Below are 21,352 nucleotides of genomic sequence, written 5' to 3' on the forward strand. Positions count from 1 at the left end.
ATGAAACGGGCGAGTGACATCGAGGACGTGGCGCTCAGCGGTGAAGGGCTGCCCGACTGGCTGGACCCGGTGGTGGCCGCGGTGCGGACCGTGGAGCCGATCCAGTTGAGCCGTTTCCTGCCCCCGGCGGACGGCCGGGGCCGGCAGTCGGCGGTGCTGGTGCTGTTCGGCGAGGGCGAGCGCGGGCCCGAGCTGCTGCTGATGGAGCGGGCCGGCTCGCTGCGCTCGCACGCCGGGCAGCCGTCCTTCCCGGGCGGCGCCCTCGACCCGGAGGACGGCGACCCGCACGGCGACGGCCCGCTGCGGGCCGCGCTGCGCGAGGCCGAGGAGGAGACCGGTCTCGACCCGTCGGGGGTGCAGCTGTTCGGGGTGCTGCCCAAGCTGTACATCCCGGTCAGCTCCTTCGTGGTGACCCCCGTGCTGGGCTGGTGGCGGCGGCCCAGCCCGGTCGGGGTGGTGGACCCGGCCGAGACGGCGCGGGTCTTCACCGTGCCCGTGGCGGATCTCACGGATCCGGCCAACCGCGCCACCGCCGTCCACCCCAGCGGCCACCGCGGCCCGGCATTCCTGGTCGAATCGGCCCTCGTCTGGGGTTTCACGGCCGGTCTGATCGACCGGCTGCTGCATTACGCGGGCTGGGAGCGGCCCTGGGACCTCGACCGGCAGGTCCCGCTCGACTGGCGGTCATGACAGGGTGTCCTACGTTCCGCACATCCCGAGGGACGAAGTGCCGGCCTGCCGCCGCGCGGCGGGCCGAACCCTCGGCCGACCTGGAGTGACCGCAGAATGACGAGGCGAGGCGCGACCCCTTGAACGTGCTGGACATCCTGTTGCTGGCCGCGGCCGTGTGGTTCGCCGTCGTCGGCTACCGCCAGGGCTTCGTCGTCGGCATCCTGTCGGTGATCGGCTTCCTCGGCGGCGGTCTCGTCGCCGTCTATCTGCTGCCGGTCCTGTGGGACGCGCTGACCGACAACACCGAGGTGAGCACGACCGCCGCCGTCGTCGCGGTCGTCATCGTGATCGTGTGCGCGTCCGTCGGGCAGGCCCTGACGACCCACCTGGGCAGCAATCTGCGCCGGTACATCACCTGGACGCCGGCCCGCGCCCTCGACGCCACCGGCGGGGCGCTGGTCAACGTGGTGGCGATGCTGCTGGTGGCCTGGCTGATCGGCTCCGCCCTCGCGGGCACGACCCTGCCGACGCTCGGCAAGGAGGTCCGCAACTCCAAGGTTCTGCTCGGGGTGTCGCAGGCTCTGCCCGCCCAGGCCGACACCTGGTTCGCCGACTTCTCCTCCGTCCTCGCGCAGAACGGCTTTCCGCAGGTCTTCAGCCCGTTCGCCAACGAGCCGATCACCGATGTCCAGCCGCCCGACCCGGCCCTCGCGGGCAGCCCGGTCGCCGTGCGCGCCCAGCGCTCCATCGTGAAGGTGACGGGCACCGCCGACAGTTGCGGCAAGGTCCTGGAGGGCACCGGCTTCGTCTTCGGCGAGCGGCGCGTCATGACCAACGCGCACGTCGTGGGCGGCGTCGACGAGCCCACCGTCCAGATAGGCGGGGTGGGCCGCAAGTACGACGCGACGGTCGTCCTCTACGACTGGAAGCGCGACATCGCGGTCCTGGACGTGCCCCGTCTGGACGCGCCCGTCCTGGAGTTCACCTCCGACGACGCGAGCAGCGGCGACGGCGCCATCGTCGCCGGCTTCCCGGAGAACGGCTCGTACGACGTGCGGGCGGCACGCGTGCGCGGCCGCATCACGGCCAACGGCCCCGACATCTACCACCGCGGCACCGTGCGCCGTGATGTGTACTCGCTGTACGCGACCGTCCGCCAGGGCAACTCCGGCGGTCCGCTGCTGACGCCCGACGGCAAGGTCTACGGCGTGGTGTTCGCGAAGTCGCTCGACGACGCCGACACCGGTTACGCGCTCACCGCGGACGAGATCCGACCGGACATCACCGCGGGGCGCACCGCGAACCAGCAGGTGGACAGCGACAGCTGCGCGCTGTAGCGCGCGGCGCGTCAGCCTCGCGGGTGACGCAGCCGCACCGAGACCCAACGGGCCCGGCGGCGCAGGATGCGCGGAATGCCCACCCGGGGGTCACTGCCCGACTGCGGGGCCACCCCTCGCTGGTGGGGGCTCAGCCCGGCGGCCGAGCGGCGGTTGCGTGCTGCGTCACTGTAGTCGTGCGTCCAGCCCATACCCCGACGTCTGCCCCTGCCCCAAGGTCGATAACCGCCCCGGAGGCGGCCAATTGGCCTATGCGCGAGGCATGTGGCCGTTCGTAGGGCAGTCGTTCCGCTTCCGGGCACCGGACGCGGTGGCACGGTCACCGACCGCGCTCGTCCCGGCGCCCCCGACGGCCACCGGGCTCACCGGTCCGGTTCCGGATCCTTCAGCCAGTTGACCAGTTCCGTGGAGAAGGCGACCGGGTCCTCCTCGTGCGGGAAGTGCCCGAGTCCGTCGAACAGGCGCCAGCGGTACGGCGCTTCCACGTACTGCCCGGACCCCGCCGCGCCCTTGACCCGGGTCACCGGATCGAGGGAACCGTGCAGATGCAGCGTCGGCACCCGCAGTGGCCGCTTCATCCGGCGGTAGAACTGGAGGCCGTCGGGGCGGGCCAGCGAGCGCACCAGCCAGCGGTACGGCTCGATCGAGCAGTGAGCGGTGGACGGGACGCACATCGCCCGCCGGTACGTCCACAGCGTCTCGTCGTCCGGCAGGCGCGGGCCCGACCACTGCCGGATCAGCTCGCCGACCAGGGCACCGTCGTCCGCGGTGAGCCGGCGCTCGGGGATCCACGGCCGCTGGAAACCCCAGATGTGGGAGGCGGCCGCGCCCGGCCGGGCGTCGGCGAGCATCGCCGAGCGCCAGCGCCGGGGGTGCGGCATGGAGGCGACCGCGAGGCGGCGCACCAGCTTGGGCCGCATCACGGCCGCCGTCCACGCCAGATAGCCGCCGAGATCGTGTCCGACCAGCGCGGCGTCCGGCTCGCCCAGCGAGCGGATCACACCGGTGATGTCGAGGGCGAGATTGGCCGGGTCGTAGCCCCGGGGGGTGCGGTCGCTGCCGCCGACGCCGCGCAGGTCCATCGCCACGGCCCGGAAACCGGCGTCGGCGAGCGCGGTCAGCTGGTGCCGCCAGGTCCACCAGAACTGCGGGAAGCCGTGCACCAGCAGCACCAGCGGTCCGTCGCCCAGCTCCGCGATGTGGAAGCGGGCGCCGTTGGCCGCGACGTCCCGGTGGGTCACCTCTCTCCCGCCGGGCATCTCGGGCCGTACGACCGAAGCGGGGTGTGCCGAAGGCGTCGAGGCCGGGTCCGTCATGAGGATGAGCGTGCCACAGCCTCGATGGCCTTCGGGCCACGGTCCTGCTCCAGCTCGGGCCGCGGGTGCGGCTTGGCCTTCTGCAGCACGCCCGCCGTCTCCTTCATCGACGCGGCGACCTTCTGCGGGCCCTGGCTCTTCTTCGCCTTCTTGGCGAACACCACGCCGATCAGCGCGAGGAAGGCCGCGACCAGCACGTTCGCCGCGAAGGACAGCAGGAAGCAGACCGCCAGGTTCCAGTGGCTCCAGGTGCGGATGCCGTACGCCAGCGCGAAGCTGAGCATCGGCAGGGAGAACAGCAGTACGGCACCGGCCAGCGAGAATGCCCCGCCGCTCGTCGCGCCGCGCTTGACGTCCTGCCTCAACTGCGCCTTCGCCAGCGCGATCTCGTCGTGCACCAGCGCGGACATCTCGGTCGTCGCCGAGGCGAACAGCTGGCCGATGCTGCGTTCGGCGCCGACCGGGCTGCCGTCGGGTGCGCTCATCGCTCTCTCCCTCGTCCGTCTACGGGCGGGTGTGCGCGGCCGGCCGAGTCGTGCCGGATCGCGTACGGTCCCGTCTTCTTTTGTACCGTCCCGTCAGATCATGCCGGACGGCCGTGTTCCTCGCCCGTCCCGCCCGGCACTTCGGCGAGGGCGTGGCGCGCGGCGGCCTTCTCCTCGGCGATCCGGCGGTGCTCGGCGGCCTTGGCCTCATGGATCGCCGCCATCCGCAGGTGGTACGCCGGCTCGTCCTCGGCGTAGATGTCGGGGATGCCGTCGCGGTCATCGTCGCGCTCCTCGGCCTCCCACATCTGGCGGTACTTGGTGTTGCGCATCTTCAGCAGCACGGTCGCGATCACCGCCGCCAGCAGCGATCCGATGAGCACGGACGCCTTGATCTCGTCGGTCAGCACCGCGTCGCCCTCGAAGGCGAGTTCACCGATCAGCAGGGAGACGGTGAAGCCGATGCCGGCCAGGGAGGCGATGGCGAAGACGTCGGCCCAGGCGAGGTCGTCGCTGAGGGTGGCGTGGGTGAACCGCGCGGTCAGCCAGGTGCCGCCGAAGATGCCGACCGTCTTGCCGACGACCAGGCCGAGCACCACGCCGAGGGTCTCCGGCCTGGTGAACACGTCCCCGACGGAGTGGTGGGAGATCGCCACCCCGGCGCTGAACAGCGCGAACAGCGGGACCGCGAGGCCCGCCGACAGGGGGCGCACCAGGTGCTCGATGTGCTCGCCGGGGGAGTGCTCCTCGCCTTCGCGGGTGGTGCAGCGGAGCATCAGGCCCATGGCGACGCCGGCGATGGTGGCGTGGACGCCGCTGTTGTACATCAGTGCCCAGATCACCAGCGCCAGCGGCACGTACACGTACCATCCGCGGACGCCCACGCGCAGCAGCAGCCAGAACACGGCGAGCCCGGCCACCGCACCGCCCAGCGCGGCGAAGTCGATCGAGTCGGTGAAGAACACGGCGATGATGAGGATCGCGAACAGGTCGTCGACGACGGCGAGCGTGAGCAGGAAGGCGCGCAGGGCGCTGGGCAGCGAGGTGCCGATGACGGCGAGCACCGCGAGCGCGAAGGCGATGTCGGTGGCGGTGGGCACCGCCCAGCCGGCCGCCGAGCCGCCTCCGGCGGCGCTGGTGAGGACGTAGACCAGGGCTGGTACTGCCATGCCGCACAGCGCCGCGACCACCGGCAGGACGGCCGCCTTGGGATCGCGCAGGTCACCGGCGACGAGCTCGCGCTTGAGCTCGATCCCGGCGACGAAGAAGAACACGGCGAGCAGTCCGTCGGCCGCCCAGTGGGCGACGGACAGGTCCAGGCCGAGGGCCGCGGGGCCGAGGTGGTAGTCGCTGACGGTGTCGTAGCCGTCGCTGATGGCCGGGATGTTGGCCCACAGCAGCGCGGCCACGGCGGCGATCAGCAGCAGGACGCCGCCGACGGTCTCGGTCCGCAGGGCGTCCACGACGAAGGTCCGCTCGGGCAGGGACAGGCGTCCGAAGACCTTGTGGGGGGTGGTTTCGCGGGCAGGTCGGGGCGCGGGCACGGGAACCTCCGGTCGGTGGGCAGGACTGAGCACATGCCGACCAGACTTCCCGGCGCGCCTTGCTAGCGATTTTTTGCTTAGTTTACCTAAAAGGGGGCCGGGAGGCATCCGGTGGTTCTCACGCTAGGCACAGCGAAGCCACCCGGCACTCCGAGGGGTGCCGGGTGCCCTGGACGCGGCGGGTCAGTCCTCGCCGGGCGCCGCCGGGAGCTTCGCCTGGATGAGGTCCATGACCGTGGAGTCCGTCAGCGTGGTCACGTCGCCGAGCTGGCGGTTCTCGGCGACGTCCCGCAGCAGACGCCGCATGATCTTGCCGGAGCGGGTCTTGGGCAGTTCGCCGACCGGAAGAATCCGCTTGGGCTTGGCGATCGGGCCGAGGGTGGCGCCGACGTGGGTGCGCAGCTCGTTGATCAGGCCCTCGTCCTCGGACGCCGTACCGCGCAGGATCACGAAGGCGACGATCGCCTGGCCGGTCGTCTCGTCCGCGGCACCGACCACGGCCGCCTCCGCGACCGACGGGTGCGACACCAGCGCGGACTCCACCTCGGTGGTGGAGATGTTGTGGCCGGAGACCAGCATGACGTCGTCGACCCGGCCGAGCAGCCAGATGTCCCCGTCGTCGTCCTTCTTCGCGCCGTCCCCGGCGAAGTACTTGCCCTCGAAGCGGGACCAGTAGGTGTCGATGAAGCGCTGGTCGTCGCCCCAGATGGTGCGCAGCATGGACGGCCACGGCTCGGTCAGCACCAGATAGCCACCGCCGCCGTTCGGCACCTCGATCGCCTCGTCGTCGACGACGGTGGCGGCGATGCCCGGCAGCGGGCGCTGCGCGGAGCCCGGCTTGGTCTCCGTCACGCCCGGCAGCGGGGAGATCATCATCGCGCCGGTCTCGGTCTGCCACCAGGTGTCCACGATGGGCGTGCGGTCGGCGCCGATGTGCTTGCGGTACCAGATCCAAGCCTCGGGGTTGATCGGCTCGCCCACCGAGCCGAGCACCCGCAGGCTGCCGAGGTCGAACTTCGCGGGGATGTCGTCGCCCCACTTCATGAACGTACGGATCGCCGTGGGAGCCGTGTACAGGATGGTCACCCCGTACTTCTGCACGATCTCCCAGAAGCGGCCCTGGTGCGGGGTGTCCGGCGTGCCCTCGTACATGACCTGGGTGGCGCCGTTGGCGAGCGGCCCGTACACGATGTACGAGTGGCCGGTGACCCAGCCGACGTCGGCGGTGCACCAGTAGACGTCGGTCTCCGGCTTGAGGTCGAAGACCGCGTGGTGGGTGTAGGCCGTCTGGGTGAGGTAGCCGCCGGAGGTGTGCAGGATGCCCTTGGGCTTCCCCGTGGTGCCCGAGGTGTAGAGGATGAACAGGGGATGCTCGGCCCCGAACGCCTCCGGGGTGTGCTCGGCCGACTGCCGCTCGACGGCCTCGTGCCACCACACGTCCCGCTGGTCGTTCCAGGCGACGTCCTGGCCGGTACGGCGGACCACCAGCACATGCTCGACGTTGCCGGCCTTGGCCACCGCCTCGTCGACGGCCGGCTTCAGTGCGGACGGCTTGCCGCGCCGGTAGCCGCCGTCGGCGGTGATGACGACCTTGGCGTCGGCGTCCTGGATCCGCGTCGCGAGCGCGTCCGCCGAGAAACCGCCGAAGACCACCGAGTGGGCGGCGCCGATCCGGGCGCAGGCGAGCATGGCGACGGCCGTCTCGGGGATCATCGGCATGTAGACGGCGACCCGGTCGCCCTTGCGTACGCCCAGCTCCAGCAGGGCGTTGGCGGCCTGGGAGACCTCGTCCTTGAGCTGGGCGTAGGTGATCGCGCGGCTGTCGCCCGGCTCGCCCTCGAAGTGGATGGCGACCCGGTCGCCGTGCCCGGCCTCGACATGGCGGTCGACGCAGTTGTACGCGACGTTGAGCTCGCCGTCCTGGAACCACTTGGCGAACGGCGGGTTCGACCAGTCCAGGGTCTCGGTCGGCTCCTTGGCCCAGGTCAGCCGACGGGCCTGAGCGGCCCAGAAGCCGAGCCTGTCAGCCTTGGCCTGTTCGTACGCCTCTGCCGTGACGTTGGCGTTCGCTGCCAGGTCAGCGGGCGGCGCGAAGCGTCGCTCCTCTTTCAGGAGGTTGGCCAGGCTTTCGTTGCTCACGACATCTCCCTTTCCCAGGGTGTCCGTTGTGTCCCCGGCCACAGCTCATCAGACCCGAGGGGCCGCTGACAAGGGTCGTCGGCCGATTGGTTTAGACCTGTGAGTTCTGTGGATCGGCTGGTCATGCGTCATCCGTACCCACGGATGACGCCCGGGTGAAGTTCACCAGGGCCCCGTGATGGGCGGGGCGCGGCTCGCGGAGGGAGCGAGCCGCGCCGGTGAGGACGCCGGAGGGGCGGGAGGACGGCGGGGGAAGGACGCCCGCCGGAGGGGAGGGCCGGACTGGAGGTCCGGACTGGAAGGGAGGTGCGGAAAAGGGGCGGGGCTGCCGGGTGGGTCAGGCGGAGAGGTCCGCCGCGTGGACGTGGTGGAAGACGCCGCCCGGGCGCGCCTCGTCCTCGCGGGCCTCGGTGAGCAGATAGGCCTGTGCCTCTCCCACGTGGAAGTACATACCGTGCAGCTCCAGCGCACCGCCGCGCAGCGCGCGGGCCACCGACTCGTGGGCGCGCAGGTGCTCCAGCTGCTGCACCACGTTGGTCAGGCACAGCTGCTCGACCGCGTCCGCAGGGGCCCGCCCGGCCAGCCGCGCCCAGGGCCGGCCCTCGTCGGCCATCCGCTCCAGGCTCGGCGCCCCGTGACGCAGCCACCGCTTCAGCGGCGTCTGCTTCCTGCCGGGCTCCGCATCGAGCAGCGCCTGCATGGCGCCGCACCCGGAGTGCCCGCACACCGTGATGGAGCGCACCCGCAGGACGTCCACCGCGTACTCGATCGCCGCCGCCACCGAGTCGTCCCCGCTCTCCTCGCCGGGCAGGGGCACGAGGTTGCCCACGTTGCGCACCACGAACAGGTCACCCGGTCCGCTGGACGTGATCATCGAGGTGACGACACGGGAGTCGGCACAGGTGAGGAAGAGCTGCGCCGGCTGCTGCCCCTCCCGCGCGAGCCGCGCGAGTTCGCCCCGGACCAGGGGGGCGGTGTGACGCTGGAAGGTGCTGATGCCGCGCACCAGTTGGTGACTTCCAGGGGTGGGGGCGTGAGGGTGAGCGGGGGTGGCGGCGGGTGGTTCCTGGCCGGGCTCGGCAGGGCCCGCGGGGTCGGGGACCGGGTTCGCCGGGGTGCCGGAGGTGCTGCCGTTCCCTGCCGTCGGGGCGTGGGCGCCAAGGCGGTGGGCGTCCGGGGTGTGGCGGTCTGGGGCGTGGGAGTTCGCTGTGTGGCGGTCCGTGGGGTGGCCGTCCGCGGTGTGGCCAGCGTGGGGGGCGACGGTGGCGATGTCCGTCGGGTGGACGTCCGTCCGCCCGCTGTCCACGGTGGTCGTGCACTCGGCGCCGTCGGTGTTCGGGCGCGCCGCGCTCGGGAGGGGTGCGGCTGGGGGTGCCGCGTTCGGGCGGGCCGCGTTCGAGTTCGCCGCGGCCGGGTGTACCGAGGCCGGCTCGGGCGCCGGTGCCGTGAGCAGCGGGGCGCACTGGTGGTTGCGCCACGGCGTCCAGGGGCCGCAGTGGCAGCCGGCGCCGGTGCCGGGGTGGCCGCCGAGGTCGGCCGAGGCGTCGGTGGTGGCGTCGAGGGGGTCGCCGGCGATCCGGACTCCGCCCCGACGGCCGGTGAGTTCGACGGTGCCGCCGTGCGCGGTGTGCGTCTTCTGCCAGTCCTGCAGCGTCTCGTACGCCGCGTGGTCCATGAACGAACCGTTCAACTCCACGACGACACGGGCGTCCTGGGGCACGAGGTGCAGGGCGCGGCTCAGGCGCGGAACCGCGAGGAACGTCAACTGGCCTCGCACATGGATGTGGTGAACTCCTTCCCGTTCGTCATGGGTGATGCGGGTGCGGGTGAGGCGGTGCAGGGCGGTGGCGACGGCCACGAGGACGCCGAGCAGGACACCCTGCAGGACGCCGAGGGACACCACGCCGAGGGTGGTGACGGCGTACACCAGCACCTCACGGTGGCGGGTCACCGTGCGGATGTGGTGCAGGGACACCATCTGGATGCCGACGGCCATCACCAGGGAGGCGAGCGCGGCGAGCGGGATGAGCTCCAGGACGGGGACCAGCAGCAGTGCGGCGATCACTACGAGAACGCCGTGCAGCATCGTGGAGTTCCGGCTCACGGCACCCGCGTGGACATTCGCGGTGCTGCGCACCGCCACGCCGGCGACGGGCAGTCCGCCCAGCGCGCCGGAGGCGATGTTGGCGGCGCCCTGACCGAGCAGTTCCCGGTTCAGGTCGGAGCGGATGACGCGGCCGGCCGCGGGCGGCCGGCCACCGGTGCCGGTCCGGCCGTCGGTGCCGGTGTGAACGGCCGTGGCCCTGGCGGCGCGGGCGGCGGTCAGCTTGTCGACCGCGACGGCGCCGAGCAGCGACTGCACGCTGCACACCAGGGTGGTGGTGAGTACCGCTGCCGCCAGCCCCAGCACGGGGCCCTCGGGCAGCCCGGCCAGGGCGTGGCTGCGCCAGGACGGCAGCTCCACCTTGGGCAGGACGAGACCGGCGAGCGCCGCGGCCATGGTGGCGCCGCTGACGGCGACGAGCGCGGCCGGCACCGTGCGCAGCAGGCGACCGGCCCGGCCGGGCAGCCGGGGCCAGAGCAGCAGCAGCGCCAAGGTGAGGGCGCTCACCGCCACGGCGGCGGGGTGCAGACCGGCTAGTTGGGCGGGCAGGGCCCGCACGTTGTCGAGGACGGAGCTCTGCGGGTTGCCGCCGAGGACGATGTGCAGCTGCGCGACGGCGATGGTGATGCCGATGCCGGCGAGCATGCCGTGCACGATGGCGGGGCTGACGGCGAGCGCCGTGCGGGCCACGCGCAGACAGCCGAGGCCGAGTTGGGCGAGCCCGGCGAGGACGGTGATGGCGCAGGTGGTCCGCCAGCCGTAGCGCTGGATGAGGTCGGCGGTGACGACGGTGAGTCCGGCGGCCGGACCGCTGACCTGAAGTGGGGAGCCGCCGAGCCGCCCGGCGACGAGGCCCCCCACGGCAGCGGCCACCAGCCCGGCCTGCAGAGGGGCGCCGGTGGCGAGGGCGATGCCCAGGGACAGCGGGAGGGCGATCAGGAAGACCGCGATCGAGGCGGACACGTCGGCGCCCGCGAGCCGGAAGCGGCGCGGGGCGGGAGGCGGGCTGTGGGGCGGGTGGACGTGCTCGGTTCCGGACGACCTGGACGACCCAGGTGAGCCGGAGGAACCGGACGGGTCGAACGGGTCGGATTCACGAGTGGGTGCGCAGGCGGACATGTTTCCCGTCTCCTCCGGGGCAGCGCGGTCGCGGAATGGGGGTCCCCCGTCGATGGCGGGGGCGGTCGCGGCCGTGGGTCACGGCGTCAAGCGGCGGGATGAATCAACGCTCGGTAAATGGATCGTAATGCAGAGTAAAGGGGAGACATGGATTTTCGGCGCAAATGGGGCAATTAATCACCCGGGTGGGTGACGTGCACTTTCGATCGGCTTGTCGTACTAGTTCCTTGTCGTCCTCATGCGACCTTGGCGGCGCTGTCGGCACCCGAGAGAAGGAAGAAGGTGGGGCGGACATGGCCGCCACCCGGAAGGTCGCCACTCGCAGGCTCGCCACCCGCAGGATCGCTCTTCGCGAGGCCGCCACCCGCAGGATCCCTCCCCGTGCGGCCGCCACCCGAAGGATCGCCGCGGGCACCGCGCTCGCCGCTGTCTGTGCCGCGTCACTCGCCGGTTGCGGGACGGGGGAACAGGCCGTCGGCAAGGGCATCCCGGGCGCGCAGAAGGAGAAGCCCGCCGCCCCGGCACCCAAGAGCGTGGTCCGCCTGATCGGTGACGGCTCCACCGCCTACACCGGGGCCCAGCCGCACCTGCCGCGCGCGGAAAGGATGAAGCCCGGGCAGAAGCCTCCGCAGTTCGTGATCTTCTCCTGGGACGGCGCCGGTGAGGACAGCCAGCAGTTGTTCTCCCACTTCCGCGAGGTCGCCAAGGCGAACAACGCGACCATGACGTACTTCCTCAGCGGCGTCTATCTCCTGCCCGAGGAGAAGCGCGACCTCTACAAGCCGCCGCAGCACTCACCCGGCCGCTCCGACATCGGCTTCAACGACCCCCAGGGCATCGCCGACACCGTCAAGCAGCTGCGCCTGGCCTGGCTGGAGGGCAATGAGATCGGCACCCACTTCAACGGGCACTTCTGCGGCAAGGGCGGCGGTGTCGGCGAGTGGACGGTCGAGGAGTGGAAGGACGAGATCGACCAGGCCAAGAAGTTCGTCAAGACCTGGAAGACCAACACCGGGATGACGAAGGCCGCCCCACTGCCCTTCGACTACGAGAAGGAGCTGATCGGCGCCCGCACTCCCTGCCTGGAGGGCCAGAAGAACTTCCGGAAGGCCGCCCGCGAGCTGGGCTTCCGCTACGACACCAGCGGCGTCAACAACCAGGTCTGGCCCGACCGCAAAGAGGGCCTGTGGGACCTGTCCATGCAGCTGGTGCCCTTCCCCGGCCACTCCTACGAGCAGCTCGCCATGGACTACAACTTCATGGTCAACCAGTCCGGCACCACCACGCAGGGCGACCCCGCCAAGCGCCAGTTCTGGGGCAACCAGATGCGCGACGGCCTGCTGGCCGGCTTCCACCGGGCCTACGACGGCAACCGTGCCCCGCTGATCATGGGCAACCACTTCGAGTCCTGGAACGGCGGCACTTACATGCGCGCCGTCGAGGAGGTCGTCCGGACGGTCTGCAACAAGCCCGACGTGCGCTGTGTGTCGTTCCGGCAGCTGGCCGACTGGTTGGACGCCCAGGACCCGAAGGTGCTCGCCAAGCTGCGCACCCTCAAGGTCGGTGAGGCTCCGAAGGAGGGCTGGGAGGCCTTCCTGGCGGCGCAGCCCGCCCCCGCCCCCAAGGGTGTGCCCGGGGCGCCGGGAGGCAAGTCCCGGGCATGAGGGCCGACTCGGGGCCGTGGAGGGCGGTCGTGCCGTGGTCGTAGCCACCGCGGCGCCGCGCCCCCGGGTGTGCCCCGGCTGCACGATGCCGCACCACCGCCGCCACACATGGGCCGACACCGTGCCGCGTCGGCGGACACCGTGCCACGTCGGCCGCCGAACTGATGCGTCAACCGACACCGTGCTGCGTTAGCCGCCGAACTGACGCGTCAGCGGCCGCCGCGCTGCGGCGGGTGACCGTCAGGCGGGGGCCGCGACGCCTTCGCACAGTACGAACGCCGGGTCGACCTGCGCGGCCAGGTCGGCTCCGGTGCGCTCGTTGCCCCAGGCGTGGGCGTTCTTGAGGTGGAAGTGGACCATCTGGCGGGTGTAACGCCCCCAGTCTCGCCGCTCGTAGGACGCCTCGACGGCCGAGTGCAGCCGGCGCAGAGCCGCGTGGTTGGTCTCCTCCAGCAGCTGGAACCGGGGCGGGCGGCCCTTCTCCACGGCGCGCACCCAGTCCGAGTGCCCGACGGTCACGAGCAGGTCGTCGCCGACCTCGGCGCGCAGGAAGTCGAGGTCGTCCGCCCCCTGGACCTTGTTACCGACGACCTTCAGCTCCACGCCGTAGTCCCGGGCGTACTCCTTGTACTGGCGATAGACGGAGACCCCCTTCCGGGTCGGCTCGGCGACGAGGAACGTCATGTCGAAGCGGGTGAACATGCCCGAGGCGAAGGAGTCCGAGCCCGCCGTCATGTCGACCACGATGTACTCGTCGCGCCCGTCCACCAGGTGGTTCAGGCACAGCTCCACCGCTCCGGTCTTGGAGTGGTAGCAGGAGACCCCCAGGTCGGCGTCGGTGAAGGGGCCGGTGACCATCAAACGCACGGCGCCGCCGTCGAGTTCCACCGGCCGGGCGCAGGCGTCGTAGACCGGATTGTTCTCCCTGACGTGCAGCAGCCGGGAGCCCTCGCCGGGCGGCGTCGTCTTGATCATCGTCCCGGCCGAGGCGATGCGCGGGTTGGAGCCGCGCAGGTAGTCCTTGATCAAGGGCAGCCGGTCGCCCATCGCGGGCAGGTCGGCGGCCTCCGCCTCGTCGAGGCCGAGCGCGACCCCCAGGTGCTGGTTGATGTCGGCGTCGACCGCGATCACGGGAGCGCCGGTGGCCGCGAGGTGGCGGATGAACAGGGAGGAGAGCGTGGTCTTGCCGCTGCCGCCCTTCCCGACGAAAGCAATTTTCATGTTCACCAAGAGTAGTGAACCGATCGCTCCACGTCGCGCACGCGCGTGAAGAAGACCACTCGATCGTGGGGCGCGGCCCCCGGGTGCGTACTGTCGTACCCATGAGTACGACAGGCTCGACCGCCGATCCGCTCGCGGCCCTGGGCTCGCTGCCCGGAGTGGCCGACTCCGTGGAGTCCGTCCGCAAGGCCGTGGACCGGGTCTACGGCCACCGCATCATGCGGCGCCGCAGTACCGAGATCACCGCCGAGGCTGCGCTGCGCGGCGCCCGCGGTTCGGCGGCGCTCTCCGGCGCCGACTGGGCCCTGGAGGAGGTACGGCGGCGCAGCGACTTCGGCGGCGACGACGAGGCGCGGGTGCTGGGTGCCGCCCTGCGGCTGGGCGCCGAGGCCGGTCAGCTGCTGTCCATCTGGCGCCAGTCGCCCCTGCGGGTGCTGGCCCGGCTCCACCTGGTGGCCGCCGCCGAGGGCGGCGACGAGGTGGGGCGCCCCCGGCAGGCGGGCGAGAGCGCGGACGAGCCGCTGATCGAGCTGCCCCTGCCCGGAGCGGCCGAGGTGGCCGGGCGGCTGGAGGGCCTGGCCGACCTGATCGTCGCGGGCAGTTCGGCGCCCGCCCTGGTGACCGCCGCCGTGGTGCACGGCGAACTGCTGGCTCTGCGCCCCTTCACCTCGCACAACGGCCTGGTCGCGCGCGCGGCCGAGCGGATCGTGCTGATCGGCAGCGGACTGGATCCCAAGGCCGTCTGCCCGGCCGAGGTGGGTCACGCCGAACTGGGCCGCGCGGCCTATCTGGCGGCCCTGGACGGCTATGTCTCCGGCACCCCGGAAGGTATGGGGGCCTGGATCTCCCACTGCGGCAAGGCGGTCGAGCTGGGGGCCCGCGAGTCGACGGCCGTGTGCGAGGCGCTGCAGCGCGGCGCCGCCTAGCGTGACCGGCGCGTCCTGGCGTACACCTCGGATCATGAAAAACGCCTCCCGGAAGGAGGGAGGCGTGAAATGCGGCGGTACGAGTGCTCGTACCGCCGCTGGCATGACCACCCGGTTACCAAGCGTCCTCGATGATGCCCATCAGGTCGGGGTCTTTGCCCGTCACCTGGTGCGGCTGGCCCGTAATCGACGGGTCGACGTCGCGTGGGTGCCCGGTGGTCACGCGCGGTCCGTGGGGCCAGAATGCGCTAAAGGTGATCCTCTCGGATGTCCTTCGGTCTCGCGGGCCGTTAGGTCCTTTGTACTCCAGGCCAGGGGTGAGCGAAAGTCCAGCCTGCGGTTCTTTTGCTCTCCCGCTCACGCGGGGGCCCATCGGGCGCGGCGACGGGTGGTGTACCAGACGATGCCCGCGGTGGCCGCCGCCGCTCCTATGGCGGCGGCCGCGACCAGGGCCGGGCGGGGCGGTACGGAGAAGTCGGGGACGCGCTGCTTGAGCCGTACGGGCCGGTGGAAGTCGAGAATCGGCCACCCGCGCGCGACGGCCTCGCGGCGCAGTGCGCGGTCCGGGTTCACCGCGTGCGGATGCCCCACCGACTCCAGCATGGGGATGTCGGTCGCGGAGTCGCTGTACGCGTAGCAGCGGGCGAGCTCGTAGCCCTCGGACTCCGCCAGCTGCCGGATCGCCTCCGCCTTGGTCGGACCGTAGGCGTAGTACTCCACCTCGCCGGTGTAGCAGCCGTCGTCACCGACGACCATCCGGGTGGCCACGACCCGGTCGGCGCCGAGCAGTGTGCCGATCGGCTCCACCACCTCGGCGCCCGAGGTCGACACGATCACGACGTCCCGGCCGGCGATGTGGTGCTCCTCGATGAGGGAGGCGGCCTCGTCGTAGATGATCGGGTCGATCAGGTCGTGAAGGGTCTCGGCGACGATTTCCTTCACCTGCTGGACGTTCCAGCCGCGCACCATCCCGGAGAGGTACTCGCGGGTACGCTCCATCTGGTCGTGGTCCATGCCGCCGAGCAGGAACACGAACTGGGCGTACGCGGTGCGCAAGGCGGCCCTGCGGTTGATCAGACCGCCTTGGTAGAAGGACTTGCTGAAGGTGAGCGTGCTCGACTTCGCAATGACCGTCTTGTCCAGGTCGAAGAAGGCGGCTGTGCGGGGCAGAGAGTGGTTTTCCACGCCTTGAGCATAGGGGCAGCCCATTCGGCGTAAGGTGGGCGCGTGGGTTTGCCTGAGAGGGCTCTCGGGTACACCATGGAAGTCACGGATCGTTCGCGACCGTGCTAACCCGGTCCGACTCCTCCCCCCCCGAGTCGGCCGTGGAGACGACCCCCGCTCTCCCCCCCGGCGGGGGTCGTCGCATGTCCGGGTGGGTTTTTCCCTTCTGTCCACGACTGTGCCCCCGCGTCGGGCGGCTGAGGTCGCCCCTTCCGCACACCCCTCGACTGTAACTTTGAGTAACCGTCGGACTGCTCTGCGGAAGTCGCACAGAGGTGGTGCATGACTCACCGGTATGGGTGACGGAGATATTCACAAGCCCTGACTCGTCCACAGATTTCGACCAAGATCCACAAGATTTTCGGCTTCGCTGCACGGTGATTCCAGCGCCTCCCGCTCGGGCCGAGTTCATGACCCGTTCCGTTTGCCGGATGCGCCCGGCCGGTTTCCGCCGGCCGTTCCTGACGACCGCTCATGTCGGCCGTTCATATGGAGGCCGCTTGTCGGTTCTCCACACGTTTGGGAATCGCGAGGCGGCGGAGACCGCGCGCCCCACAGCGAAGGGGGATGAAACCCGTGTCCGGAACCGTCACACACGACCCGCCGCCCGCCGGTCAGCAGCGCCAGGGCAGGCCGCTGATCATCACCGAGGACACCGAACTCCTCGACGACCTGCTCCGGCTGTGCGCCGCCGCGGGCGCCACCCCGGAGGTACGCCCCAGCCCGCCGGACGGCCGCGAGGGCTGGGACACCGCCCCGCTGGTCCTGGTCGGCGACGACGCCGCGCGGCGGGTGCGCGGGACCGCGCGCCGCCGCGGAGTGGTCCTGGTGGGGCGCGACCAGGACGACTCCGGGGTGTGGCGCCGAGCCGTCGAGATCGGTGCCGACCACGTCCTGGTGCTGCCCGACGGCGAGCAGTGGCTCGTCGACCGCCTCGCCGACGTCGCCGAGGGCGCCGGCCGGCCCGCACTCACCGTCGGCGTCATCGGCGGCCGCGGCGGCGCCGGCGCCTCCACGCTCGCGTGTGCCCTCGCCGTCACCTCCGCGCGGGAGGGGCTGCGCACCTTGCTGGTCGATGCCGATCCGCTCGGCGGCGGACTCGACGTACTCCTCGGCGGAGAGACCGCCGAGGGCCTGCGCTGGCCCGCGTTCGCCGCCTCCCGCGGCCGGGTCGGCGGCGGCGCGCTGGAGGAGTCGCTGCCCGAACTGCACTCGCTGCGGGTGCTCAGCTGGGACCGCGGCGACTGCGTCGCCGTACCGCCGCAGGCCGTTCGCGCCGTCCTCGCCGCGGCCCGCCGGCGCGGCGGCACGGTCGTCGTCGATCTGCCGCGCGGCCTCGACGCCGGGGTCACCGAGGTGCTCGGTCAGCTCGACCTCGCCCTGCTGGTGGTCCCCGCCGAGCTGCGGGCCGTGGCGGCGGCCGGACGGATCGCCGCCGCGGTGAGCATGGTCGTACGGGACCTGCGGGTGGCGGTTCGGGGACCGTACGCACCCGGGCTCGACGACCGTGAGGTGGCGCGACTGCTCGCCCTGCCTCTGGCCGGTGAGGTGCCGGTGGAGCCCGGCCTGGCGCGGCCCGACGACGGCAAGGCCCCGCCGGGCGCGGTGGCGCGGGGCCCGCTGGCCCGCTTCTGCCGGGGTTTCTGGGAGCGCGCACTGGTCGAGGCGGGCGGCGTATGAACGCGCTGATCGACGGCGTCGCCGGCCGGGCACTGCTGGACGGGGTACGTCAGCGGCTGGCTCAGAGCGGGGCCGAGCCGACCCCCGCGCGGGTGGCACAGGCGCTCCGGGAACAGGGCCGGGTCCTCGGCGACGCGGAGGTCCTCGGCGCCGCCGAGCGGCTGAGGTCCGAACTGGTCGGCAGCGGGCCGCTGGAGCCGCTGCTCGCCGACCCATCGGTGACCGACGTGCTGGTGTCGGCCCCCGACCGGGTCTGGGTCGACCGGGGCGGCGGCCTGGAGGCCACCGACGTCTCCTTCCCGGACGCGGCGGCCGTACGACGCCTCGCGCAGCGCCTGGCCGCCGTGGCCGGACGGCGACTGGACGACGCGCGCCCCTGGGCGGACGCACGACTGCCCGACGGCACGCGGCTGCACGCCGTCCTGCCTCCGGTCGCCGTCGGATGCACCTGTCTGTCCCTGCGGGTCGTACGTCCGCGTGCGTTCACCCTCGACGAACTCGTCGCCGCCGGGACGGTACCGCCCGGCGGGGACCGGATCCTGCGGGCCCTGCTGGAAGCCCGGGTGTCCTTCCTGGTCAGCGGCGGTACCGGGACCGGGAAGACAACGCTGCTGAGCGCGTTGCTGGGGCTGGCCGGGCCCGGGGAACGCATCGTGCTCGCGGAGGACTCGGCGGAGCTGCGCCCCGATCACCCCCACGTGGTGCGGCTGGAGACCCGGCCCGCCAACCAGGAGGGCGCGGGCCTGGTGACGTTGGAGGACCTGGTGCGCCAGGCGCTGCGGATGCGGCCCGACCGGCTGGTCGTGGGCGAGGTGCGCGGGCCCGAGGTGGTCCATCTGCTGGCCGCGCTCAACACCGGCCACGAGGGCGGCTGCGGCACCGTCCACGCCAACGCGGCGGCCGATGTGCCGGCCCGGCTGGAGGCGCTCGGAACGGCGGCCGGGCTCGACCGGGCCGCGCTGCACAGCCAGTTGGCGGCGGCGCTGTCGGTGGTGCTGCACCTGGTCCGGGACCGGGCGGGGCGGCGGCGCATCGCCGAGGTGCGGGTGCTGGAGCGGGACGCCGCCGGACTGGTGCGGACGGTGCCGGCACTGCGGTGGGGGGAGCGGGCCTTCGCGGAGGAAGCCGGGTGGGGGCGGCTGAGCGGGGTTCTGGGGCTGGACTGTCGCGGCTGAGGGTGCCGCGGGGCGGGTGACGCGAGGGCGGACGTGAAGGGAACTGAGGATGAGCGGGGCACCAGAGGTGGTGACGCCGATGTCGATGGGCGCGGCGGTGGCGTGTGCCGGAGCCGCCGTGTGGCTGCTGGGAGAGCGGGAGGCCGGTGCGCGTCGCGCCCGGGCGCTGCTGGCCGGGGGAGCGGAACTGGGCGTGGGGCCGCCGGTCTGGCGGGAGTGGTCGACGCGGGTCCGGCGGCGATGGCGGTCTGAGGGCTGGGCGTTGGTGGCCGGACTGGTCCTGGCGGTGCTGGGCGCCTCGGTGCTGCCGGTCGTCGTGGGAGTGGCCGGGGTGCCGTTGCTGCGGCGGGTGCGGCGGACCCGGGCGGCGCGGCGGGCCAGGGAAGAGCGTGGCGAGGCGGTGATCGCGCTGTGCGCGGCGCTCGCGGGGGAAGTGCGGTCGGGGCGGCAGCCCGGCGAGGCGCTGCTGCGGGCCGTCCGGGACTCCGGCGGACTGGGCCGCGCCCAGGCCGCCGTCCTGGCGGCGGCACGGTTCGGCGGGGACGTGCCCGGCGCGCTCGTGGCCGCGGCGCGGGAACCGGGGGCCGAGGGCCTGTCGGGACTCGCGGCGTGCTGGCGGGTGGCGGTGGACCAGGGCGCGGGGCTCGCGGACGGACTCGATCGTCTGGAAGGGGCGTTGCGCGCCGAGCGGGACCAGCGGGCGGACTTGCGCGCCCAGTTGGCGGGACCGCGCGCCACGGCGGTGATGCTGGCCGGCCTTCCGGTTCTGGGACTGCTGCTCGGTGCGGCGTTGGGGGCCGACCCGCTGCGGGTGCTGCTGCACACCGGGCCCGGGCTGGCCTGCCTGGCCGTCGGGTCGGCGCTGGAGGGGGTGGGGATGTGGTGGGCACTTCGGATCGTGCGGGGCGCGGAGACCGCGTGAGGGCACGAGGTACGGAACGGGAGGGTGCGATGAGCGGGGAGTTCGTCCACAGGCTGGGGGTGACGGTGGGGATCGCCTCCGCAGTGGGCCTGCCGTCCTGGTGGGTGTGGGCCGGGCGCAGGCGGCGGCGGGGACGGCAGCGGGCGGCGCGTTTGCTGGGGCGGCACGCGGACGTGCGGGTGGCCCGCCGCGAGGTCCGGGGCGCTGTGCGGCGGTGGCTGCCCGAGGCGGGTGTCGTGACGGTGGGGTGGGCGCTCGTCGGGGGCGTCGCCGGGGTCGTGGTCGGCGTGCTCGTCGCCGCCGGACTGTGGCGGTGGCGCCGGAGGCGGGAGGCGAGCGACGCCGTCCAGGCCGCGGCGGCCGAGGACCGGACTGCCGCCGCCCGACAACTCCCGCTCGCCGCAGACCTGCTGGCCGCCTGCGTCGCGGCGGGTGCGGCGCCGGTCGCGGCCGCGCGGGCCGTGGGGGAGGCGCTGGGCGGTCCCGTCGGGGAACTGCTGGCCCGGGGTGCGACCGAGGTGCGGCTCGGCGGTGAACCGGACGACGCCTGGCGGGGTTTGGCGTCGGTGCCGGGGGCCGAGGCGTTGGCCCGGCTGCTGGCACGGGCCGATGTGTCCGGGTTGCCCGCGGCCGGACCGGCGGCCCGGCTCGCGGCCGACGTCCGGGCGAGCTGGGTGCGCACGGCGACGGCACGCGCCCGGCGGGCGGCCGCCCTGGTCACCGCACCGGTGGGGCTGTGCTTCCTGCCCGCGTTCATCGCGGTCGGGGTGGCGCCGGTGGTGATCGGGCTGGCGGGCGGGGCGCTGGGAGGGGGCGGGCGGTGATGCGGTGATGCGGTGACGGTCAGGGCTCCAGCAGACGTGACCGCGCACATGACAGCAGGCGTAACAGCGGTACGGACCAGTGGAATCGGCAAGAGCGAAAACCTGAGGAGGTTGCGATGTACAAGACGGTATGCGGGGTGCGGGCGCGGATGCGTGCCCTGGTGCGCGCGGTGTGGGGACGGCCGGGGGCACGGAGGGACGCGGGGATGGTCACCTCCGAGTACGCGATGGGGATCGTCGCCGCGGTGGCGTTCGCGGTGCTGCTCTACAAGGTGGTGACCAGCCCGGCGATCGCCGAACTGCTGCAGGAGACGGTGAAGCGAGCGCTCAGTGCGGGCACGTGAGCTGGGGCGCGGTCGGCCGCGGCGGCGGGGCGGCTCGGACCAGGGGTTCGTGACGGCGGAGTCGGCGGTGGTGCTGCCGGTGCTGGTGGCGTTCGCCCTGGCCCTGGTGTGGGGACTGCTCATGGTCGCCGCCCAGATCCAGTGCGTGGATGCCGCCAGGACCGGCGCCCGGTCGGCGGCCCGACAGGATCCGCCCGACGCGGTGGTCCGGCTCGCTCGTGAAGCCGCGCCCCGGGGCGCGCGGGTGACGGTCCGACGTGAGGGAGATCGGGTGCGCGTGGTGGTCGTGGCCAAGCCCACCTCGCTGGGGGTGTTGCCGTTCGAGGTCAGGGAGGAGGCCGTGGTGGTGGTCGAGGGGTCGGAGGTGGGGCCGTGACGGGGGAGTGTGCGGGGGGCGATCCCAGGCACGGGGCGTCCTGGGGCGGGGCCGAACCCCGGCACGATCCGCCCCGGGCCGGGGCCGGGCTCAACCGGAGAGCCCCTCTCGTGGGGGCGGGGGGAACAAGGTGGGGGCCGGAACGGGGGGCGAGGCGCAGGCCGACCGCAGGGCGTGCGGGCGCGGCAGCCGACGTCTGTTCGTCCGGGGTGGGCGCGCGTGCTGCCCGGTGCGCTGGGGCGCGAGACCGCGGCGCTGGGACGAGCACGGGTGCGGCGCG

The 21,352-nt window shown here is 72.7% G+C and carries 18 protein-coding genes; 10 read left to right on the forward strand and 8 right to left on the reverse strand.

The features are described 5' to 3' along the window. Both AC3ET3_RS06065 and AC3ET3_RS06070 read left to right on the forward strand, forming a co-directional pair. Positions 1 to 690 carry an NUDIX hydrolase gene (locus AC3ET3_RS06065; RefSeq protein WP_435611748.1) on the forward strand — a complete coding sequence of 230 codons (690 nt, stop codon included), beginning with the start codon at positions 1 to 3 and terminating at the stop codon, positions 688 to 690. 119 nt (positions 691 to 809) lie between these two features. Further along, entirely contained in the window at positions 810 to 2,009 is a 1,200-nt protein-coding gene (locus AC3ET3_RS06070; protein ID WP_432135123.1) for a MarP family serine protease, read from the forward strand. 11 nt (positions 2,010 to 2,020) lie between these two features. Here the strand turns inward: AC3ET3_RS06070 and AC3ET3_RS06075 are convergent, their stop codons facing one another. The 6 genes from AC3ET3_RS06075 to AC3ET3_RS06100 all read right to left on the reverse strand — a co-directional run bounded on the left by AC3ET3_RS06075 (position 2,021) and on the right by AC3ET3_RS06100 (position 10,716). Next, positions 2,021 to 2,200, reverse strand: a complete 180-nt coding sequence (locus AC3ET3_RS06075) for a hypothetical protein (protein WP_432135124.1) — start codon at positions 2,198 to 2,200, stop codon at positions 2,021 to 2,023. A gap of 171 nt (positions 2,201 to 2,371) precedes the next feature. Beyond that, entirely contained in the window at positions 2,372 to 3,325 is a 954-nt protein-coding gene (locus AC3ET3_RS06080; protein ID WP_432135125.1) for an alpha/beta fold hydrolase, read from the reverse strand. Continuing rightward, positions 3,322 to 3,810, reverse strand: a complete 489-nt coding sequence (locus tag AC3ET3_RS06085; RefSeq protein ID WP_432135126.1) for a phage holin family protein — start codon at positions 3,808 to 3,810, stop codon at positions 3,322 to 3,324. The genes AC3ET3_RS06080 and AC3ET3_RS06085 overlap by 4 nt, the downstream gene beginning before the upstream one ends. A 98-nt stretch (positions 3,811 to 3,908) precedes the next feature. Next, positions 3,909 to 5,354 carry a Na+/H+ antiporter NhaA gene (gene nhaA, locus AC3ET3_RS06090; protein WP_435611749.1) on the reverse strand — a complete coding sequence of 482 codons (1,446 nt, stop codon included), beginning with the start codon at positions 5,352 to 5,354 and terminating at the stop codon, positions 3,909 to 3,911. A gap of 183 nt (positions 5,355 to 5,537) precedes the next feature. Continuing rightward, positions 5,538 to 7,493, reverse strand: a complete 1,956-nt coding sequence (acs, locus tag AC3ET3_RS06095; RefSeq protein WP_432135128.1) for an acetate--CoA ligase — start codon at positions 7,491 to 7,493, stop codon at positions 5,538 to 5,540. 337 nt (positions 7,494 to 7,830) lie between these two features. After that, the gene (locus tag AC3ET3_RS06100; protein WP_435611750.1) at positions 7,831 to 10,716 is read right to left on the reverse strand and encodes a SulP family inorganic anion transporter; all 2,886 of its coding nucleotides are present in this window, start codon (positions 10,714 to 10,716) and stop codon (positions 7,831 to 7,833) included. Positions 10,717 to 11,009: 293 nt separating this feature from the next. On the opposite strand from AC3ET3_RS06100, the gene AC3ET3_RS06105 reads away from it, so the two are divergent. After that, complete coding sequence (locus AC3ET3_RS06105; RefSeq protein ID WP_432135130.1) at positions 11,010 to 12,380, forward strand: polysaccharide deacetylase family protein; 1,371 nt, start codon at positions 11,010 to 11,012, stop codon at positions 12,378 to 12,380. A gap of 240 nt (positions 12,381 to 12,620) precedes the next feature. Here the strand turns inward: AC3ET3_RS06105 and AC3ET3_RS06110 are convergent, their stop codons facing one another. Continuing rightward, positions 12,621 to 13,601 (reverse strand): ATP-binding protein, encoded by a 981-nt coding sequence (locus AC3ET3_RS06110; protein WP_435611751.1) that lies wholly within the window; start codon positions 13,599 to 13,601, stop codon positions 12,621 to 12,623. 101 nt (positions 13,602 to 13,702) lie between these two features. On the opposite strand from AC3ET3_RS06110, the gene AC3ET3_RS06115 reads away from it, so the two are divergent. After that, complete coding sequence (locus AC3ET3_RS06115) at positions 13,703 to 14,527, forward strand: Fic family protein (RefSeq protein ID WP_432155949.1); 825 nt, start codon at positions 13,703 to 13,705, stop codon at positions 14,525 to 14,527. Positions 14,528 to 14,884: 357 nt separating this feature from the next. Here the strand turns inward: AC3ET3_RS06115 and AC3ET3_RS06120 are convergent, their stop codons facing one another. Next, a complete protein-coding gene (locus AC3ET3_RS06120) occupies positions 14,885 to 15,736 on the reverse strand; it encodes an HAD family hydrolase (protein WP_432135133.1) in 852 nt (283 codons plus the stop codon). Positions 15,737 to 16,327: 591 nt separating this feature from the next. On the opposite strand from AC3ET3_RS06120, the gene ssd reads away from it, so the two are divergent. The 6 genes from ssd to AC3ET3_RS06150 all read left to right on the forward strand — a co-directional run bounded on the left by ssd (position 16,328) and on the right by AC3ET3_RS06150 (position 21,072). Then, a complete protein-coding gene (ssd, locus tag AC3ET3_RS06125) occupies positions 16,328 to 17,431 on the forward strand; it encodes a septum site-determining protein Ssd (RefSeq protein ID WP_432135134.1) in 1,104 nt (367 codons plus the stop codon). Continuing rightward, positions 17,428 to 18,606, forward strand: a complete 1,179-nt coding sequence (locus tag AC3ET3_RS06130) for a TadA family conjugal transfer-associated ATPase (protein ID WP_432155951.1) — start codon at positions 17,428 to 17,430, stop codon at positions 18,604 to 18,606. Before ssd ends, AC3ET3_RS06130 begins: the two co-directional genes overlap by 4 nt. 49 nt (positions 18,607 to 18,655) lie before the next feature. Then, on the forward strand, positions 18,656 to 19,528 hold the full coding sequence (locus tag AC3ET3_RS06135; RefSeq protein ID WP_432135179.1) for a type II secretion system F family protein: 873 nt from the start codon (positions 18,656 to 18,658) through the stop codon (positions 19,526 to 19,528). 29 nt (positions 19,529 to 19,557) lie between these two features. Continuing rightward, a complete protein-coding gene (locus tag AC3ET3_RS06140; RefSeq protein WP_435611752.1) occupies positions 19,558 to 20,352 on the forward strand; it encodes a type II secretion system F family protein in 795 nt (264 codons plus the stop codon). 116 nt (positions 20,353 to 20,468) lie between these two features. Continuing rightward, a complete protein-coding gene (locus AC3ET3_RS06145) occupies positions 20,469 to 20,696 on the forward strand; it encodes a DUF4244 domain-containing protein (RefSeq protein WP_432155954.1) in 228 nt (75 codons plus the stop codon). Further along, positions 20,683 to 21,072 carry a TadE family type IV pilus minor pilin gene (locus tag AC3ET3_RS06150; protein ID WP_435611753.1) on the forward strand — a complete coding sequence of 130 codons (390 nt, stop codon included), beginning with the start codon at positions 20,683 to 20,685 and terminating at the stop codon, positions 21,070 to 21,072. The genes AC3ET3_RS06145 and AC3ET3_RS06150 overlap by 14 nt, the downstream gene beginning before the upstream one ends. Positions 21,073 to 21,352 lie beyond the last annotated feature (280 nt).

This window comes from Streptomyces sp. bgisy159 (genome assembly GCF_057707805.1).

Excerpts from the sequence above, each read along its gene's own strand:
- AC3ET3_RS06065 (WP_435611748.1), top strand. The coding sequence starts at position 1 with ATGAAACGGGCGAGTGACATCGAGGACGTGGCGCTCAGCGGTGAAGGG.
- AC3ET3_RS06075 (WP_432135124.1), bottom strand. The coding sequence starts at position 2,200 with ATGGGCTGGACGCACGACTACAGTGACGCAGCACGCAACCGCCGCTCG.
- AC3ET3_RS06080 (WP_432135125.1), bottom strand. The coding sequence starts at position 3,325 with ATGACGGACCCGGCCTCGACGCCTTCGGCACACCCCGCTTCGGTCGTA.
- AC3ET3_RS06085 (WP_432135126.1), bottom strand. The coding sequence starts at position 3,810 with ATGAGCGCACCCGACGGCAGCCCGGTCGGCGCCGAACGCAGCATCGGC.
- AC3ET3_RS06100 (WP_435611750.1), bottom strand. The coding sequence starts at position 10,716 with ATGTCCGCCTGCGCACCCACTCGTGAATCCGACCCGTTCGACCCGTCC.
- AC3ET3_RS06105 (WP_432135130.1), top strand. The coding sequence starts at position 11,010 with ATGGCCGCCACCCGGAAGGTCGCCACTCGCAGGCTCGCCACCCGCAGG.
- AC3ET3_RS06110 (WP_435611751.1), bottom strand. The coding sequence starts at position 13,601 with ATGAAAATTGCTTTCGTCGGGAAGGGCGGCAGCGGCAAGACCACGCTC.
- AC3ET3_RS06115 (WP_432155949.1), top strand. The coding sequence starts at position 13,703 with ATGAGTACGACAGGCTCGACCGCCGATCCGCTCGCGGCCCTGGGCTCG.
- AC3ET3_RS06120 (WP_432135133.1), bottom strand. The coding sequence starts at position 15,736 with ATGGGCTGCCCCTATGCTCAAGGCGTGGAAAACCACTCTCTGCCCCGC.
- AC3ET3_RS06130 (WP_432155951.1), top strand. The coding sequence starts at position 17,428 with ATGAACGCGCTGATCGACGGCGTCGCCGGCCGGGCACTGCTGGACGGG.
- AC3ET3_RS06135 (WP_432135179.1), top strand. The coding sequence starts at position 18,656 with ATGAGCGGGGCACCAGAGGTGGTGACGCCGATGTCGATGGGCGCGGCG.
- AC3ET3_RS06140 (WP_435611752.1), top strand. The coding sequence starts at position 19,558 with ATGAGCGGGGAGTTCGTCCACAGGCTGGGGGTGACGGTGGGGATCGCC.
- AC3ET3_RS06145 (WP_432155954.1), top strand. The coding sequence starts at position 20,469 with ATGTACAAGACGGTATGCGGGGTGCGGGCGCGGATGCGTGCCCTGGTG.